Annotated in this window: 14 protein-coding genes; 9 read left to right on the forward strand and 5 right to left on the reverse strand. The window is 38.0% G+C overall.

Annotation, left to right across the window (positions count from 1 at the left end; all coding sequences use genetic code 11):
• Positions 1-275: 275 nt before the first annotated feature.
• The 6 genes from B5440_RS08045 to B5440_RS08070 all read left to right on the forward strand — a co-directional run bounded on the left by B5440_RS08045 (position 276) and on the right by B5440_RS08070 (position 6,675).
• Positions 276-938: a succinate dehydrogenase cytochrome b subunit gene (locus B5440_RS08045; protein WP_070052958.1), complete on the forward strand. Its 663-nt coding sequence runs from the start codon at positions 276-278 to the stop codon at positions 936-938.
• 12 nt (positions 939-950) lie between these two features.
• Positions 951-2,954 carry a fumarate reductase/succinate dehydrogenase flavoprotein subunit gene (locus tag B5440_RS08050; RefSeq protein ID WP_070052956.1) on the forward strand — a complete coding sequence of 668 codons (2,004 nt, stop codon included), beginning with the start codon at positions 951-953 and terminating at the stop codon, positions 2,952-2,954.
• Positions 2,955-3,021: 67 nt separating this feature from the next.
• Positions 3,022-3,768 (forward strand): succinate dehydrogenase/fumarate reductase iron-sulfur subunit, encoded by a 747-nt coding sequence (locus B5440_RS08055; protein WP_070052954.1) that lies wholly within the window; start codon positions 3,022-3,024, stop codon positions 3,766-3,768.
• 180 nt (positions 3,769-3,948) lie between these two features.
• Positions 3,949-5,103, forward strand: coding sequence for a methionine aminotransferase (locus tag B5440_RS08060; protein WP_070052953.1), 1,155 nt, complete (start codon positions 3,949-3,951; stop codon positions 5,101-5,103).
• Positions 5,104-5,245: 142 nt separating this feature from the next.
• On the forward strand, positions 5,246-5,881 hold the full coding sequence (gene pdeM, locus B5440_RS08065; protein ID WP_070052951.1) for a ligase-associated DNA damage response endonuclease PdeM: 636 nt from the start codon (positions 5,246-5,248) through the stop codon (positions 5,879-5,881).
• Between the two features lie 2 nt (positions 5,882-5,883).
• Complete coding sequence (locus tag B5440_RS08070) at positions 5,884-6,675, forward strand: hypothetical protein (protein ID WP_070052949.1); 792 nt, start codon at positions 5,884-5,886, stop codon at positions 6,673-6,675.
• 33 nt (positions 6,676-6,708) lie between these two features.
• On the opposite strand, the gene B5440_RS08075 is transcribed toward B5440_RS08070, so the two are convergent.
• Complete coding sequence (locus B5440_RS08075; protein WP_070053040.1) at positions 6,709-8,067, reverse strand: dihydrolipoyl dehydrogenase family protein; 1,359 nt, start codon at positions 8,065-8,067, stop codon at positions 6,709-6,711.
• A 168-nt stretch (positions 8,068-8,235) separates the two neighbouring features.
• On the opposite strand from B5440_RS08075, the gene mfd reads away from it, so the two are divergent.
• On the forward strand, positions 8,236-11,700 hold the full coding sequence (mfd, locus tag B5440_RS08080; protein ID WP_070052947.1) for a transcription-repair coupling factor: 3,465 nt from the start codon (positions 8,236-8,238) through the stop codon (positions 11,698-11,700).
• A 311-nt stretch (positions 11,701-12,011) separates the two neighbouring features.
• Entirely contained in the window at positions 12,012-12,551 is a 540-nt protein-coding gene (locus B5440_RS08085) for a porin family protein (protein WP_070052945.1), read from the forward strand.
• A 115-nt stretch (positions 12,552-12,666) separates the two neighbouring features.
• Here the strand turns inward: B5440_RS08085 and B5440_RS08090 are convergent, their stop codons facing one another.
• Entirely contained in the window at positions 12,667-13,467 is an 801-nt protein-coding gene (locus tag B5440_RS08090; protein ID WP_070052944.1) for an NAD(P)H-binding protein, read from the reverse strand.
• Positions 13,468-13,663: 196 nt separating this feature from the next.
• On the reverse strand, positions 13,664-15,979 hold the full coding sequence (locus B5440_RS08095) for a M28 family peptidase (protein ID WP_070052943.1): 2,316 nt from the start codon (positions 15,977-15,979) through the stop codon (positions 13,664-13,666).
• Positions 15,980-16,116: 137 nt separating this feature from the next.
• Here B5440_RS08095 and B5440_RS08100 point away from each other — a divergent pair, with 137 nt between their 5' ends.
• The gene (locus B5440_RS08100) at positions 16,117-16,584 is read left to right on the forward strand and encodes a CBS domain-containing protein (RefSeq protein WP_070052941.1); all 468 of its coding nucleotides are present in this window, start codon (positions 16,117-16,119) and stop codon (positions 16,582-16,584) included.
• A gap of 61 nt (positions 16,585-16,645) precedes the next feature.
• On the opposite strand, the gene B5440_RS08105 is transcribed toward B5440_RS08100, so the two are convergent.
• Both B5440_RS08105 and B5440_RS08110 read right to left on the reverse strand, forming a co-directional pair.
• Positions 16,646-17,071, reverse strand: a complete 426-nt coding sequence (locus B5440_RS08105) for a putative quinol monooxygenase (protein WP_070052940.1) — start codon at positions 17,069-17,071, stop codon at positions 16,646-16,648.
• Positions 17,072-17,116: 45 nt separating this feature from the next.
• The gene (locus tag B5440_RS08110) at positions 17,117-17,464 is read right to left on the reverse strand and encodes a hypothetical protein (protein WP_070052939.1); all 348 of its coding nucleotides are present in this window, start codon (positions 17,462-17,464) and stop codon (positions 17,117-17,119) included.
• Positions 17,465-17,561 lie beyond the last annotated feature (97 nt).

The raw sequence follows: 17,561 nt of genomic DNA on the forward strand, positions 1-17,561 counted from the left end.
TTTTTTTATGAAATTTTCATTCTTAACAGCGTTTGTGAATTGTATAACTATAATTTATATGAATTTTTACCAGGAAAAATTGAAGTGCTTTAGAAGATGGCATTAGGTAAAGCTTTTAACCTTTAGCATTGTGTAGATTTGGAATAATGGTCTTCAACAAAATTATCGCTTACTTATATTTGTTCTAAATAGTCCTATAAACAGGCTTGAAAGTTTGTCCGTAAGTGATTTGGAGTGTATTTTTGCTGTTAAATTTCTATAAAATTATCAAACCAATGGGTGGATTTCTAAATTCAACCATAGCAAGAAAATTTGCTATGGCCTTATCGGGACTATTTCTGGTCTTATTTTTAGCTCAGCATTTCAGCATCAATTTTATTTCAGTATTAAGTAAAGACGTCTTTAATGAGGTTTCTCATTTTATGGGAACCAACTTTTTTGTACAGGCTTTATTGCAACCGATTTTAATTTTTGGAGTGATTTTTCACTTTGTAATGGGTTTTATACTGGAAGCGAAAAACCGCGGGGCAAGAGACATAAAGTATGTGAAGTTTGCTGGAAATGAAAATTCAAGCTGGGTTTCAAGAAATATGATTTATTCCGGACTTGTAGTCTTAGCTTTTTTAGGGCTTCACTTTTACGATTTCTGGTTTCCGGAAATGATTCATAAATATATTGAATCGCATCCCGAAGACGCTGCTCGTTATTATGATGAGTTAGTGGCGAAATTCCAAAGCCCGGTTAGAACAATATTATACGTGGTTTCATTTGTATTTTTGGCCCTTCACCTTTATCACGGCTTTTCTTCTTCTTTCCAATCTGTTGGATGGAGAAATAAGTACGCAAAAGGACTTAGAGGATTTACCAAAGCTTATGCGATCATCATACCGCTAGGATTTATTTTTATAGCCCTTTTTCACTATATTAATAACCTTTAATACGTAAGATTTATGTCAGTTTTAGATTCAAAAATACCTAAAGGGCCTCTAGCAGAAAAGTGGACCAATCATAAAAATGATATTAACCTGGTAAACCCGGCCAATAAGCGTAATATCGATGTTATCGTTATTGGGACAGGTCTTGCGGGAGGAGCTGCAGCTGCAACTCTTGCCGAATTAGGTTATAATGTAAAAACATTTTGTTACCAGGATTCTCCAAGACGTGCTCACTCTATCGCCGCCCAGGGAGGTATTAACGCCTCTAAGAATTACCAGGGTGATGGCGATTCAGATTACCGCTTGTTTTACGATACTGTAAAAGGTGGGGATTACCGTTCTCGTGAAGGGAATGTTTATCGTCTTGCTGAGGTTTCCGGAAATATTATAGATCAATGTGTGGCACAGGGAGTTCCTTTTGCCCGTGAATATGGTGGTTATTTAGATAACCGCTCTTTTGGTGGGGTGCTTGTTTCCCGTACTTTCTATGCGAAAGGACAAACCGGACAACAGTTATTGCTGGGAGCATATTCAGCAATGAACCGCCAGATTAACCGTGGAAAGATCAAGCCTTACAACCGTCACGAAATGATGGATTTGGTATTGGTAGACGGTAAAGCTCGTGGAATTATCGCCAGAAATATGATTACCGGTGAGATTGAACGTCACTCGGCTCACGCCGTGGTATTGGCTTCGGGTGGTTATGGTAATGTTTTCTTCCTTTCTACAAACGCAATGGGGAGTAACGTGATGGCAGCCTGGAGAGCTCACCGTAGAGGAGCTTATTTCGCTAACCCTTGCTATACACAAATTCACCCAACCTGTATTCCGGTTACCGGAGATCACCAGTCTAAATTGACTTTGATGTCTGAATCTCTTAGGAATGATGGACGAATCTGGGTGCCTAAGAAGGAAGAAGATGCAAAGGCAATAAGAGAAGGTAAGAAAAAACCAACTGAACTTTCAGAAGAAGAAAGAGATTATTATTTAGAGCGTCGTTATCCTGCTTTTGGTAACCTTGTGCCTCGAGATGTGGCTTCAAGGGCGGCTAAAGAACGTTGCGATGCCGGTTATGGAGTAAATAAAACAGGACAGGCAGTTTATCTTGATTTCTCTAGTGCTATTGAGCGTTACGGAAAAGAAAAAGCTTTTACCTCTGGAAATAAAAATGCTTCAAAAGAAGAAATAACAAAATTAGGGAAAGAAGTTGTGGCTTCTAAATACGGAAACCTCTTCGATATGTATAACAAGATCGTAGACCAGAATCCGTATGAAACCCCAATGATGATATATCCTGCGGTTCACTATACAATGGGTGGACTTTGGGTGGACTATAACCTGCAAACTACCATTCCTGGTTGTTATGCTGCCGGAGAAGCAAACTTCTCAGATCACGGAGCTAACAGGCTTGGGGCTTCTGCTTTAATGCAAGGATTGGCAGATGGTTATTTTGTACTCCCATACACTATTGGAGATTATTTATCAAAAGACATTCGTACCGGAGCAATTCCTACAGATTTACCAGAATTTGAAGAAACTGAGAAAGCCGTGAAAGAGCGAATCGACAAGTTGATGAATGCTGGCGGAAAGAAATCTGTTGATTCCTATCACAAGGAATTAGGACTGATTATGTGGAACAAATGCGGGATGGCACGTAATGCAGAAGGATTAAAAGAGGCGATTGAAGAAATTGCAGCTTTAAGAGAAGATTTCTGGAAAAATGTAAAAGTTCCCGGAAGTGCAACTTCTAAGAACGCCGAGCTTGAAAAAGCAGGTCGTGTAGCAGATTTCCTTGAACTGGGAGAGTTATTCGCTAAAGACGCACTACATAGAGAAGAATCTTGTGGAGGGCACTTTAGAGAAGAATACCAAACCGAGGAAGGTGAAGCTTTAAGAGACGATGAGAACTTTAAGTATGTTGCTGCCTGGGAATATAAAGGGAAACCTGCAGATGCCGTTCTTCACAAAGAAGACCTGGTATTTGAAAATATAGAATTGAAAACAAGAAGTTATAAATAGAATTGAGATTTAAGTATTGAGTATAAAAGCTCAATACTAAATACTCACTACTCAATACTTTTAAGATATGAAGCTTAACTTAAAAATATGGCGTCAGGAAAATGCCACTGCTAAAGGAAAAATGGTAGATTATCCTGTAGATGGGATAGATGGAGATATGTCTTTTCTTGAAATGCTGGATATACTTAACGAGCAGTTGGTAGAAAAAGGAGAAGATACTATTCAGTTTGATCACGATTGTCGTGAGGGAATTTGTGGTTCTTGTTCTTTGCAAATTAACGGAGAGCCACACGGGCCAGATAAGTTAATCGCAACCTGCCAGTTGCATATGCGTTCTTTTAAAGATGGCGATACCATTTATATCGAGCCATTTAGAGCAAAAGCTTTTCCGGTTATAAAAGACCTTATTGTAGACCGTACTGCTTTTGACAGGATTCAACAAGCCTGGGGATATGTTTCGGTAAATACTTCGGGGAACACTGTAGATGCGAATACTATTCCAATAGAAAAAGAGAAAGCCGACGAATCTTTTAACGCGGCAACCTGCATAGGTTGTGGAGCTTGTGTAGCAGCTTGTAAGAATGCGAGTGCTATGTTGTTTACATCAGCAAAAGTTTCTCAGTATGCTTTACTTCCGCAAGGTCGTGTAGAAGCTACCGAGCGTGTTCAGGCAATGGTTAGACAAATGGACGAAGAAGGATTTGGGAACTGTAGTAATACGGGAGCTTGCGAAATAGAATGTCCTAAAGGAATTTCCTTAGAGAATATCGCGCGTATGAACCGTGAATATCTTGCGGCTAGCGTAAAAGGATAAAACTTCCTTAAATACAAATAAATCAATCCCAAATTCTTTTTGAATTTGGGATTTTTTATGCAACTTAATCAACTACCTCGAAGAAAAGTGCAGGAGGTATTTTACGAGAATAAATTCATCCAAATACGATGTCGCACATCATTTAATAAAACCCATTTAATAGGATTTAAAAATAACATAATGCCAGATTTTCAAAACCTTCCTTCAAAACTTCCAGCCGGGAAAACCAGTATATTTTCAGTGATGAGCGGGCTCGCAAGAAAGCATAAAGCGATAGATCTCTCTCAGGGTTTTCCGAATTTCGAAACCAATAATCATTTAAAAGAGCTGGTTTGTAAAGCGATGAAAGATGGCTACAACCAGTATCCGCCAATGAATGGTATTCCTGAATTGAGGGAGCAAATAGTTAGCAAAATTGAAAATCTCTACGGGAAGAAATACGATGAAGCTTCTGAAATTATCTTCACCGCCGGAGCTACTCAGGCCTTGTATTGTGCTATAAGCGCATTTGTTCATCCAGGTGATGAAGTAATTGTTTTTAAACCGGCTTACGATTCTTACGAACCAGACATTAAACTGGCTGGCGGGAAACCTGTTTTAATTGAATTAAAAGGAAAAGATTTTAAAATCGACTGGCAGGAAGTTGAAGCAAAAATCACTTCCAAAACCAGGATGGTCGTAATTAACACACCGCATAATCCTACGGGGACTATTATATCTAAAAACGATATGCAGCGGCTGGAAAGGTTGTTAAAAAATACCAATATTATACTTTTGAGTGATGAGGTATACGAGCATCTTATTTATGATGAGGAAGAACACCAAAGTGCCTCAAAGTTCCCTGGTTTAGCTGAAAGAGCCATTGTTTGCGCTTCCTTCGGAAAAACTTTTCATAACACGGGTTGGAAAATGGGCTATTGCGTGGCGCCTGAAGATTTAATGAAGGAGATCATCAAGTTTCACCAGGCTACGGTTTTTTGTGTGAATCACCCCATGCAGCGGGCTTTTGCTGAATATTTAAAAAATCCGGATCATTATTTGAGCCTGGGAAATTTTTATCAGCAAAAACGAGATAAATTCCTTGAGCTTATGCAAGGCTCTAAATTTAAAGGAACTCCCTCAAAAGGCACCTATTTCCAGGTAATGGACTATTCAGAAATTACCGATGAACACGATGTAGATTTTGCGAAAAGATTAATTACTGAATACGGACTGGCCACAATTCCTGTTTCTGTATTTCATAAAGATGGAAAAGATCACAAACAGTTGCGTTTCTGTTTTGCCAAAACCGATGAAACCCTGGAAAAGGCAGCTGAGATTTTACATAAATTATAGCATCGAGGTTGTCTGAAAAGTCTAGTTTCGTCAAGCTGAACTCGTTTCAGCTTCTAACATGTTTTGAATTATCAACATCTTAGATCCTGAAATAAATTCAGGATGACGATTTTATTTTTTTCTAACCCACTCAAATAAACCAATGACCATAAACCTCCAAAACCAAACCTTCGAACTTCACCCCAGCGGTGCCGCTTTTTGGAAAGAAGAGGAAATCCTCTTAATAAGCGATGTGCATTTAGGGAAGATCTCACATTTCAGAAAATTTGGAAGTGCAGTGCCTCATAAAGCGATAAATGCAAATTTTTTAAGGCTGAGTGAAGTAGTAGGAAAGTTTCAGCCTAAAATCGTCTGTTTTCTAGGCGATCTTTTTCATAGCGATCTTAATAGTGAGTGGAAATTATTCGAAAACTGGCTCAGTTTTGTAGAAGCTGAAGTAGTCCTAATAGCAGGAAATCACGATATTATTTCTCCCATAAAATATGAAGAGCTGGGCGTTAAAATTCATTCAGAATGGCAGCTTAAAGGTTTTTTACTTACCCATCATCCGGAAATCAGAGCAGATTTCTTTAACCTTTGCGGTCATATTCACCCGGGCTACCGATTAAATGGAAAAGGAAAACAAAGCCTTAAATTGCCTTGTTTTTTCCGAAGAAAAGATCAGTTGATTTTTCCTGCTCTTGGAGAATTTACCGGGAATTTTATGATGAAGCTAAATGAAGGGGAAAAAGCATACGCGATTACCCAAAATGAAGTAATTTTAATAGAAAACAGCTAAAAATGGAAAAACGTCTTGCGGTACTCAATTTTATGTCGGTAATTTTAATTATTGCGGTTAGTTATATCTCCCAAACAGGAATAATTAATGGGAATACTATGGGTAGCCTTAGTGCCGAGTATTATAATCTTTTTACTCCTGCAGGTTATGCTTTTGCCATTTGGGGAATAATTTTTCTTTCGCTTTTGGTTTTTTCCGGCTATCAACTTTTCCAGGTATTTTCAGCGAAAAATGATTTGGAGTTTTTAAGGCAATCCGGTTACTGGTTTTTAACAGCTAATCTGGCCAATGCTACCTGGGTAATTTTTTGGCTGTATGAGTTTACGGGAGTTTCAGTATTGCTCATGTTTTTAATTCTTTTCTCTCTTATAAAAATTATTCTGAATACTAATATGGAACGCTGGGACGCCCCATTAAAAATACTAGCATTTAGCTGGTGGCCTATTTGCCTTTATTCAGGATGGATCGCCGTTGCCAGTATCGCGAATGTTTCGGCTTATCTTTCTAAAATAGATTGGACAGTACCGTTTTTTGGAGAAGAAATTTGGACAGTTATCATTATTGCAGTGGCTGTTTTTCTAAATATCGCTATAATCTGGCGCAGAAATATGCGGGAATTTGCCGCAGTTGGAGTTTGGGCGTTAATAGCTATTTATTTTAGACATTTTGGCGAAATCCCACTTATCGCTTATTCTGCTTTAATAGGTGCGGTTGCTATTTTTTCAAATATTATTTATCACGGCTGGATGAATAAAGAAACTAACCCGATGTATAAATTAATTAATCGCGATTAACTCCCCTCCTTTGGAGGGGCGGGAGGAGGCTGTTTAAACCATTCCTTTAATATCGCTTGCCCAGCTAGGATAAGTAAAGATCATCTTTTTTAAGGTCTCACAATCTAATTTTCCACACATCGCCATCACAAACATATTGATGATTTCTGAAGCTTCCGGGCCAACCAAATGAGCCCCAATCACGAGTCCGGTTTTCTTATCCACTAAGGTCTTATAAGCATAAATTTTCTCATTGATGTGTTTGGCATTAAACCATTCAGGCACTAATTTGTGTTCCAGTTCAAAATCGTATCCCTGTTCCTTAGCTTCCTTTTCTGAAAGTCCTACGGAAGCCAGTTTGGGCAGGGTAAATACTACTGTAGGTTGCGGCGGATAATCTGCTTTTTTAGGCTCTTTACTATTTAAAAGATTTGCCGAAACGACCTTTGATTCTTGTGAAGAAAGCGGGGTTAAGGGCAGGCCTTCACTATCTGAAACATCCCCGCAGGCATAAATGTTTTTATTCGTGGTATTTTGCAAAAATTCATTTACTGTAATTCCCTTTTTTGAAAAAGCAACGTTTCCTTTTTCCAGATCAAGATCTTCTATAGATGGAACTCGGCCTGCAGTATTAAAAACCATTTCAGCTTTAGCTGAAACCTCTTTTCCATTCTGATTCGCTTTTACTCTAAAGTTTTTTTGCAGCTTTTCAATTTCTTTGACTTCGGCATTAAAGATAAATTCAATACCTAAATCGTCTTCAGAAACCTGCTGGATGTAGTTCACCATATCTTCATCAAAATTGGAAAGCGGTCCTGGCATAAAATCCATCATGGTTACTTTTACCCCAAATCGGGCTGCAATATGCGCGAATTCCATCCCAATATATCCTGCGCCGATAAAAATCATTGTTTCGGGTAGCTCTTTTAAATCGAGAAAATCTTCACTAAATAAAGCGTGTTCTTCGCTGGAAATTCTCAATGGCATAGGTTTATTACCTGTAGCGATCACGATCTTATCTGCGGTTACCGTTTTTCCTTCCACCGAAAGCGTATTTTCATCTAGAAATTTAGGGGATTGATGATACATTTTGATTTCCAGGGCAGCCAGATCTTTTTCGGTGGCGGCGGGAATAGCGTCTACAAATGTTTCTTTAAAAGTCATTAGATCACTCCAATTTACTTCCGGCATTTTGGTAATCCCCTTGCTCTGCATTTTAGTGGCACGATCTATAATTTCGGTAAAACCAACTAAAACTTTTTTAGGATCACAGCCGCGATTTGGGCAGGTGCCACCATACTCCCGGTTATCGGCAATTGCTACTTTCCATCCTGCCTTGGCGCAGTCTTTGGCAACACCTTTTCCGGCAGTCCCGGTTCCTATTACAAATACGTCAAAATGCTTAAATCCCATAACTTTAGTTTCTTGAGGGAAATTAACCAAGTTTGTGCGCTTTTGCTGTTATGAAAATGGTAAAAATTGGATAGAAGGGAATTCTTTAGGACGAAGACATAAATCAACTAACGTTAAAAAAATGTTGAGAGGTTGCGGGACAAAGTTTCTGCAATTATCTTTGCGCCAATGAGTAAATCTACTATCGCCCAAAGCTTTGCACAATCCCCGCAACAGCAGGAATTGCGGGATTCCCTTGTCTCTTCTGAAAAAAATCGTACTAAAATTCAACTAAAAGGACTTGTTGGTTCAGCTTTTTCTTTTGTTGCAGCCAATGCGTTTAAAGAAGCAGAAAAACCTTTTTTACTGATTTTTAACGATAAAGAAGAAGCGGCTTATTATTTAAACGATCTCGAGCAACTGGTAGGAGAAAAGGATGTACTTTTTTATCCCGGCAGTTATCGTCGTCCATACCAAATAGAGGAAACAGATAATGCGAATGTACTGTTACGAGCTGAGGTTTTAAACCGAATTAACTCTCGTAAAAAGCCGGCGATAATCGTTACCTATCCAGATGCACTTTTTGAAAAAGTAGTTACCCGAAAAGAACTGGATAGAAGCACGTTAAAAATTTCGGTGGAAGACGAACTTTCTATAGATTTTGTAAACGAGGTTTTATTCGAATACAAATTTAAGCGGGTAGATTTTGTAACCGAACCGGGCGAGTTCTCAGTGCGTGGGGGAATTATAGATGTTTTCTCCTTTAGTAACGACGAGCCTTACCGTATCGAGTTTTTTGGTGATGAAGTAGATAGTATTAGAAGTTTTGATGTAGAAACCCAGCTTTCTACAGATAAAGTGAAGAAAATTTCGGTGATGCCGAATGTTGAAAATAAACATCTCGACGAAATACGGGACAGTTTTCTAAAATATATTTCAGAAAAAACCGTGGTGTTTATAAAAAACCTAGATCTACTCACTGCACAAGCCGATAAACTTTTTAGCAAGGCGGAAGAAGCTTTTAATAAACTTTCTGAAGAAGTAAAACATAGTGAACCCAAAGAGCTGTTTTGTGACGGGCAGTTAATTAAAAGTCAGCTGGAGCTTTTTTCAGTTGTTGAATTGAGCAACCAATCTTACTTTCGTCATCCTGAATTTATTTCAGGATCTAAGTCGAATGAGACCCTGAAACAAGTTCAGGGTGACGGCGCGGTAAAAAGTATAGAATTTCAAACAAAACCCCAACCTTCTTTTAATAAGCAATTCGATTTACTGATTGATAACTTGATTGAAAATCAGGAAAACGGGTATACAAATTATATTTTCTGCGTAAGTGAACAGCAAGCCAAACGATTTCACGATATTTTCGATGACCAGGAACGTATAGTGAAATACCAAACAATTACTTTGGCTTTGTTTCAGGGTTTTATAGATGAAACCGGAAAAAATATTTGCTATACCGATCACCAGATCTTTGAACGTTATCATAAGTTTCATCTTAAGAATGGTTATGCCAAAAAACAGGCGATCACGCTTAAGGAACTCGGTAATCTTGAAGTCGGTGATTATGTAACGCATATTGACCACGGAATAGGGAAATTTGGCGGACTTCAGAAAATTGATGTAGAAGGCAAAAAGCAGGAAGCCATCAAGCTTTTCTACGGCGAGCGTGATATTTTATATGTCAGCATACATTCCCTTCATAAAATTTCAAAATATAACGGGAAAGATGGCAAAGAACCCAAGATATTTAAACTGGGAAGCAATGCCTGGAAGAAATTAAAGCAAAAAACCAAGGCCCGGGTTAAGCATATAGCCTATAACTTAATTGAACTTTACGCAAAGCGTAGATTACAAAAGGGTTTTGCCTTTGGCCCAGATTCTTACTTGCAACACGAGCTGGAAGCCTCTTTTATGTATGAAGACACGCCAGATCAAAGTACCGCAACCCAGGCGGTAAAGGAGGATATGGAAAACGAACGCCCTATGGATCGGTTGGTTTGTGGTGATGTCGGTTTCGGAAAAACCGAGGTTGCTATTCGGGCAGCTTTTAAAGCGGTAGATAACGGCAAGCAGGTAGCTGTTTTAGTGCCAACCACTATTTTGGCATTTCAGCATCACGAAACTTTCACTGAACGTTTAAAAGATTTCCCTGTAACTGTAGATTATTTAAATAGGTTTAGAACCGCTAAAGAACGCCGTGAAACCTTAGCCGACCTGGAAAATGGAAAAGTGGATATTGTGATTGGTACACACCAATTAGTTAATAAAGCGGTGAAATTCAAAGATCTTGGTTTGCTGATCGTGGATGAAGAGCAAAAATTTGGAGTTTCGGTAAAGGATAAACTGAAGACTATAAAAGAGAATGTAGATACGCTAACGCTCACGGCGACGCCTATTCCAAGAACGCTTCAGTTTAGTTTAATGGCCGCTAGAGATTTATCTACCATTACCACACCACCGCCAAATAGATATCCCATTGAAACCAACGTAATTCGCTTTTCCGAAGAAACCATTCGGGATGCGGTTTCCTATGAAATTCAGCGTGGTGGGCAGGTTTTCTTTATTCATAATAGGATTGAAAACATTAAAGAAGTCGCGGGGATGATTCAGCGTGTTGTTCCAGATGCTAAAATTGGTATAGGTCACGGGCAAATGGAAGGTAAGAAGCTGGAAAAACTGATGCTGAGTTTTATAAATGGCGAGTTTGATGTTCTGGTTTCAACAACAATCGTGGAAAGCGGACTTGATGTTACCAATGCGAACACTATTTTCATTAATAATGCGAATAATTTTGGGGTTTCAGATCTTCACCAGATGCGAGGTAGAGTAGGACGAAGCAACAAGAAGGCTTTTTGTTACTTTATAACGCCACCATATTCTGTAATGACCGAGGATGCGCGTAAACGAATTAGTGCTTTAGAGCAATTTTCTGAATTGGGAAGCGGGATAAATATCGCAATGAAAGATTTGGAAATTCGTGGTGCCGGAGACTTATTGGGTGGCGAACAAAGCGGATTCATTAATGAAATCGGCTTTGATACCTATCAAAAGATCCTGAATGAAGCCATTGAGGAACTAAAAGAAAATGAATTCCAGGAGCTGTATAGTGAATCTGAAAATATAGAGGATAAAACCTTTGTAAAAGATGCGCAGATCGATACCGATTTTGAAATTCTTTTCCCCGACGATTATATCAATAATATTACTGAAAGACTGAATTTATATACACAGTTAAATAAAATTACTTCAGAAGAAGAATTGCAAAAGTTTGAAGCCGAGCTTGTAGATCGTTTTGGAGAATTACCAACCCAGGCGGTAGATTTACTTAATAGTGTTCGTATAAAATGGATCGCGGCTAGTATAGGTTTGGAAAAGATCATATTAAAACAAGGTAAATTGATAGGTTATTTTATTTCCGATCAGCAATCCAGGTTTTACCAAACCAATACGTTCACCAAAGTGCTGCAATATGTACAAACGCATAAGCATAAATGTACAATGAAAGAGAAGAAAACCAGAAACGGTCTTCGTTTGCTTTTAACTTTTGAAAAGATTAATTCGATAGAAAGCGCATTAAAAGTTCTGCAGCCTCTGGATTTTAGGGTGAAGGAAGAAGAGGTTGAAGCCCCTAACCCCCGAAGGGGGATTTAAAAAATGTTCCCCTCGCTTTTAAGGAGGGGTGGCCGATAGGCCGGGGTGGTTGAACCCTTCCTTCATTCCTTCGGAATGCCACCTTCCCTGGAGAAGGGAAGGAGCTTGAATATATTAGACCTCACAGGTTTCAAAAACCTGTGAGGTCTCTTTTTCACGTCATTCTGAACTCATTTCAGAATCTAAACTATTAAATAATTCCCTCAAGCAATTTTGAGAAATTCAATTTAAAGCCTAAATATTATGGTTTTTCCATTGTTTTAGCAAATAAAAACTATGTTTGTAGTTTATAACATAAACTATCTAACAAAATGATTAAAAATTTCTTTTTAGTTTTCTTCCTTTTCCTGGGATTGAATTCCTTTGCTCAAAACGTAGATTTCGGTATACAAGCCGGATATACGAATGTTGAAGTAGAAGCTAATGCCGAGGGTGGTACTCAGGTTTCTGAAGACGGATCCGGTTTTTATGTAGGATTTTTAGCCGATTATCAATTCACCGAAAATTGGCATCTACAACCTTCTTTAAATTATTTTAATGCAGAAGAAACCGATTTCTTATCTATTCCGGTTCTTGTACAGTATTATATAGAAAATTCTGGCTTTTACTTACAAGCGGGTCCTCAGGCAACTATTGTATTAGAAGATGTTCCCACTACCAACGAATTTGGTTTAGATGCGGCATTTGGTATAGGGTATCATATCACCGAGAATTTCTTTATTGAGGCACGCTATGGTATTGAACTAACCAATAGATACACTGACGAATCTATAGAGTTTGCCGAACAATATGATACGGATATTAAAAGTGGAGTAAATACTTTGATGGTAGGAGTAGGTTATAAGTTCTAACCAAGTTTCCTAAACCGAAGTGAAAGGAAAACCTTTCTACAATATAGACCTTACAGGTTTTTAAAATCTGTGAGGTTTTTTATTTACGCCATCTTCAGCCTGGTTCAGAGGGTCTCTAGATTTCCTTCTCAAATTGATAATCCAATACTTCCCCTAAATTAACCGAACTTATTTTCTTGCCCTTAGAAACTCCATTCTGGTCAAAATCGGGAATATTTGAGTTTTTTTCTTTTGCAGTTTTAGTATAGTAATCTTCTTTGGTGGGATGATGAGGGTAGGCGGCGTTAAAAGTCTTTCCCCAGGCTTCTTTCTTGATGATCTGATTGATGATTTTTATACAATCTTCCTGCTGAATAAGGTTTACCGGGGCTTTCGGATTTTTAATCCCGGTTTTGTTAGCAAGATAATTTACCGGGTGTCTTCCGGGTCCAATTAATCCGCCAAATCGAATAACTGTGGTTTGAAAATGATCATTTTTCAATAACATTTTTTCGGAAGAAATAAGTTGTTTAGCGGCTTCTGAAGTTCCGTTAGCTTCGTTTTCTTCGGTGTATTCGGGGAAGTTTTCTTCGTCTTTATAGACTGAAGTAGAACTCACAAAAACCACTTTTCCTACAGGTGATTTTTCTATATAATCTATAATTCTGCCTATTTTTCCTACGAAATCGGCTTCAGGATTACCGCGTAATCCGGGCGGAATATCAATGATAAGAATATCAGAATGAGCCAGAAACGAAGTCAGGTCGCCCTGAACACCTTCGGTGAAAATTTTAATCTGGTATGGTGTAATGCCGGCCTCACGTAATGGCTGCATTTTTTCCTGGCTGGTAACCGAGCCTTTTACTACGTGCTCATCTTTCAGCTTTTTTGCGAGTGGCAATCCCAGCCAGCCGGTTCCTAATATAGATATATTCATAAAGCCCCTCCCGGCCTCCCCAAAGGGGAGGTGTTTTTAAGTTTTAAATAAAAAATTTGTGTATTCGTGTATTCGTCAAGCTGTCCCGACGCTTCGGGATGTTTCAGCTTCTAATATGAGAGCATTTCTTATCAAGTTAGATCCTGAAATAAATTCAGGATGACGAGTAATAACCTCAAAGCTACAAAACCAAAGCCTACTCTGGGCTTATGGTTTTCTTAAAAATTACAGCATCGTTTAGTACAAAAGGCCTTGGAATCATTGTTTCTGGTCTTGGCTTTACATTTAAAGCTTCATTTTCCAGCAAATCATAACTGGACTCGTAAAGCGTAAATTCTGGCTTCTTATCCTTTTTTAAACTGAATTCCAATCTTAAGGTGTCCCTTCCCGAAATATGATAAGTCAATATCCGGTCGTGCCACCTACGGGTGTGAATATGAAAATCGTTGCTTCCCAGTGCAACGGAATCGGCCTCAAGCTCGTTTACTTTAAAGCTTCTAAAATCTACGGTTCTATCAGCAAAAAGTTCTATTCTATCTGCTTTTCGATTTGTTGCAATTTTCAGTGAATAAAAATCTAAAGCTGAAGTAGAATCGGTTTTTTTCCAAATTACCCCGGGAGACTTCAGGTCAATTTTTGGAGCTTCGGCACGCCAGGTAAAATTAGATCCGTATTTACTGCTGAAGGTTTTATTTTCTGAAGGTGCGATTAGCGGTTCTTCACCAAAATAGGCTTCGGTCCAGTCATCAACCATATTATCATAGGAATACCAATTGGTAGTATTTTTATCGGCATCAAAAAGATACACAAGTGAATTTGGTTTAGGGTGTTCTTCGGTGAAATCGGCTTTAAAATGTGCGGTAATTAGAAGAATATTGAAAATTAGAAAGAAGAATACCGCGATTTTTTTATTGCTTTTAAAATAAGCAAAAACAGGTAATAGCAGTTGAAATAATAAAACGGTAAGTAAAGCTGAGACAAACAGTATTTTCAAGCCTAAAGCTACCGGAAACATTTTGATAAACGGTACCAAAATAAAGATCGAAGGAAGGCTTAAAAATGCCATCAGCAATGAATTTGGATTTTCCTGTCTTATCATTACAAAAAGTTGCAGTAGTGCAAAAAATGCTGGTATTATAAAATAAGCCGCGCCTTTTAAAAAGAATGCGAGCAAAGCACAAAGCAATAACCAGAAAAATAGCGGAACAACAAATAGATTAGCCTTGTTTTCTATATGACGAAAACGGAAATAGCTAAAAAAGGCGATCAATAAACTTAGTGAAATAAAAGCGGCGATATAATAATAGCCGTTATAGGTGAAATCCTGTTCCATTTCTGAGTATTCCGGGTAGCTGTAAAGGAGGAATTTCCAAAGTAGAAAAACCAATAAGCCAGAAAAGGCCAGGCTCACTATAAAAGGAATAATACTCTTTGAAATTTCTTTTAGCTGAAGGCGGTTTTGTGAAAATCCATAGCTCAGAATAATAAAAAACAAAACAAAAGCGATAATAAGCATTGGGAAGATCCAGGAAAACGGATAACTAATTATTTCCCCGCCCGGAATATTAAAAAACAAGACTTCTTCTTCGGCTTTAACTTCGCCTAATTTTGCATCTTTAAAATAATCGAGTAGAGGCATTAAATAACTTCCTTGATGTGCTAAGGTTTGTTTATCTAAGTTTTCCGGGGTGTCAGTCGCGGTGTGATAATCAAAATGATCGTCTATAAACGCAAAATTATAACCCGGGATATTTCCCTGTTCCCTTAAAACCGTAAGATCGGTATCGTTAGGCAGCATTTTATATACACTGTAAACCAGCGAATTTGAAACGGGAAATTCTGGATTTGCTTTTTTGAAAGAATTAATAAGCCCTGCATTTCCTGAATTTGTTTCCAAAAACATAAAAGAATCGCCATCACTGCCACGGGCTTCAAAATTAAGCGCAAGTTTGGCGTCTTTAGCCCAGGGATGGTCTTTTATAAAAAGTTCGGCGCCATTTAAACCAAGTTCTTCGGCATCGGTAAATAAAATGATGATATCATTTTTATGCTCTTTATTTTCAGCTAAAAATGTGCGGATTCCTTCTAAAATGGTTCCTACACCGCTGCCGGCATCACTGGCGCCCAGGGAAGAATGTGGGTTACTGTCGTAATGCGTCATAATCACCAAAGCTTCACCGTTTCCGTTGCCTTCCAAACGCGCCATGATGTTTTGAGGACGGACTAATACGCCATTTTTATTTAGCGTATAATCTTCGTGAGTTTGTGCCTGTAAGCCCATTTTCTGTAACTGGCCTACAATATAATTTCTTACGCGACTATGTGCTTCAGTTCCCACATAATGAGGTTTTTGGGCAATTGCTTCAACGTGTTTGAAAGCGCGTTGGGTAGAAAAAGTGGTCTCAGGCGCATCTTCGGCTTCAATACTTTTTGGCTGGCTGCTGTAAAAGCTAAACCAAACTGCAATAGCAATAAAAATGAATGAAAAAAAGCGAGGTATATTTTTCAACATAATTCAGAAAAAAACAAAAGGTTTTACAGGACTTAAAGATACTTAAGATTTTAAGGAATAGTAGCGCCTGCCAGTAAGCTTTCAGAATAATTAAATTTTGCCTATATTTAAGTAATTAGTAATCAAAAATTTAGGCTATGGGTATTAAAAGTTTTCAGGGAAAACGGGCTGCGCCGGAAAAGGCGAAAAGCGCTCCAATGTTAGTTAGAGATTATATGAGTACTTCACTTATTACCTTTAAGGAACACGAAAATATTATGGATGTTGCTGAAAAACTTACCAAACACAAAATTTCTGGTGGGTGCGTGGTAGACGATAATAATAAACTTCTGGGCCTTATTTCTGAAGGGGATTGTATGAAACAAATTTCTGACAGCCGGTATTATAATATGCCTTTAGATAATGCCACGGTAGGAAAACGAATGACGTGTAATGTTGATACCATAGACGGGAATATGAACGTGATGGATGCTGCGAAGCTCTTTATTGAAAAACGTTTTAGACGTTTCCCAATTGTAGAGCACGGGAAACTTATTGGGCAAATTAGTCAGAGTGATGTTTTGCGGGCTGCGGTGCGCCTAAAGAGCAATAATTGGCGAGATTAAGGATTTCGATTGCCTCGGTAACGTAGATTTAAATGCTTTGAGGTAATTTGCTTGATTTTAATTATTCAAGCTTTTTGAAAATCTTTGACATTGTTTCAGCATTGATTGCTTCCATATCTATAAGCTTTAAGGATTCTACCATATTAATTGTTGAAGATTTATATTCTTTGAAATGTGGCGTTTCTAGATGAGCTTTATAAGCTTCGTTATCTGCATATATTTCTAATACTCTTATCTCGGTAGGGTTTTCTTTTTGAAACATGGGATAGATAGAAATCACGCCTGGTTCTAACCTAACTGAGGCTTCAGCTTCATATTTTAGAATTTTTATATACTCATCAAGATACTGCTCTTCTATTTTAATCTCAGAAATCCTGATAAGCATTTCATCTGCTGTTGTAGTATTTTTGGTCTTATTTTGGGCGCTACAAGAATAGGATAAAAAGAGAAAGGCTAGAATGGTAAAAACTGATTTTATAAATTTCATTTAGTTTAAATTTTGATCAAATCCACTTTCGGGTAATGCGCTATATTAATTACGTTTTACCAAAGCATAAATTCCATTTTCTAAAGGAAGATATCCCTGGTCGTATACAAAATAATAGACCTTACCGGTTTTGGTTGTATAGATGCTGGTAAAGTATTCAAAATTGAAACCACGAGCGAGTAATTTATTTTTATTAGTCGTGGTTTTTTCGTTTGGATTGAATTCTTCTAAAATCCTATAATTTTTGCGAAGTAGGTTATTGATGTTTCTAACCAGGTTTTTCCTGTCTTTATTAAGGTTATTGTGATGTACATTGCGACAATAATCGCTGCAGAATTTCTTATCTACACGTCCCACAATTTTTTCGCCACATTCTAAACAGGATTTTTGCATAATACTCGATAATCGAGATTTAGATACTCCAGGACTTACCTCGAAATTGATTCTTATTATTTATAACGCCTTGCGAGCTTATTTTAGGGCAGTTTGC

The sequence above is a fragment of the Salegentibacter salarius genome (assembly GCF_900168265.1).
In the GTDB taxonomy this organism is placed as follows: domain Bacteria; phylum Bacteroidota; class Bacteroidia; order Flavobacteriales; family Flavobacteriaceae; genus Salegentibacter; species Salegentibacter salarius.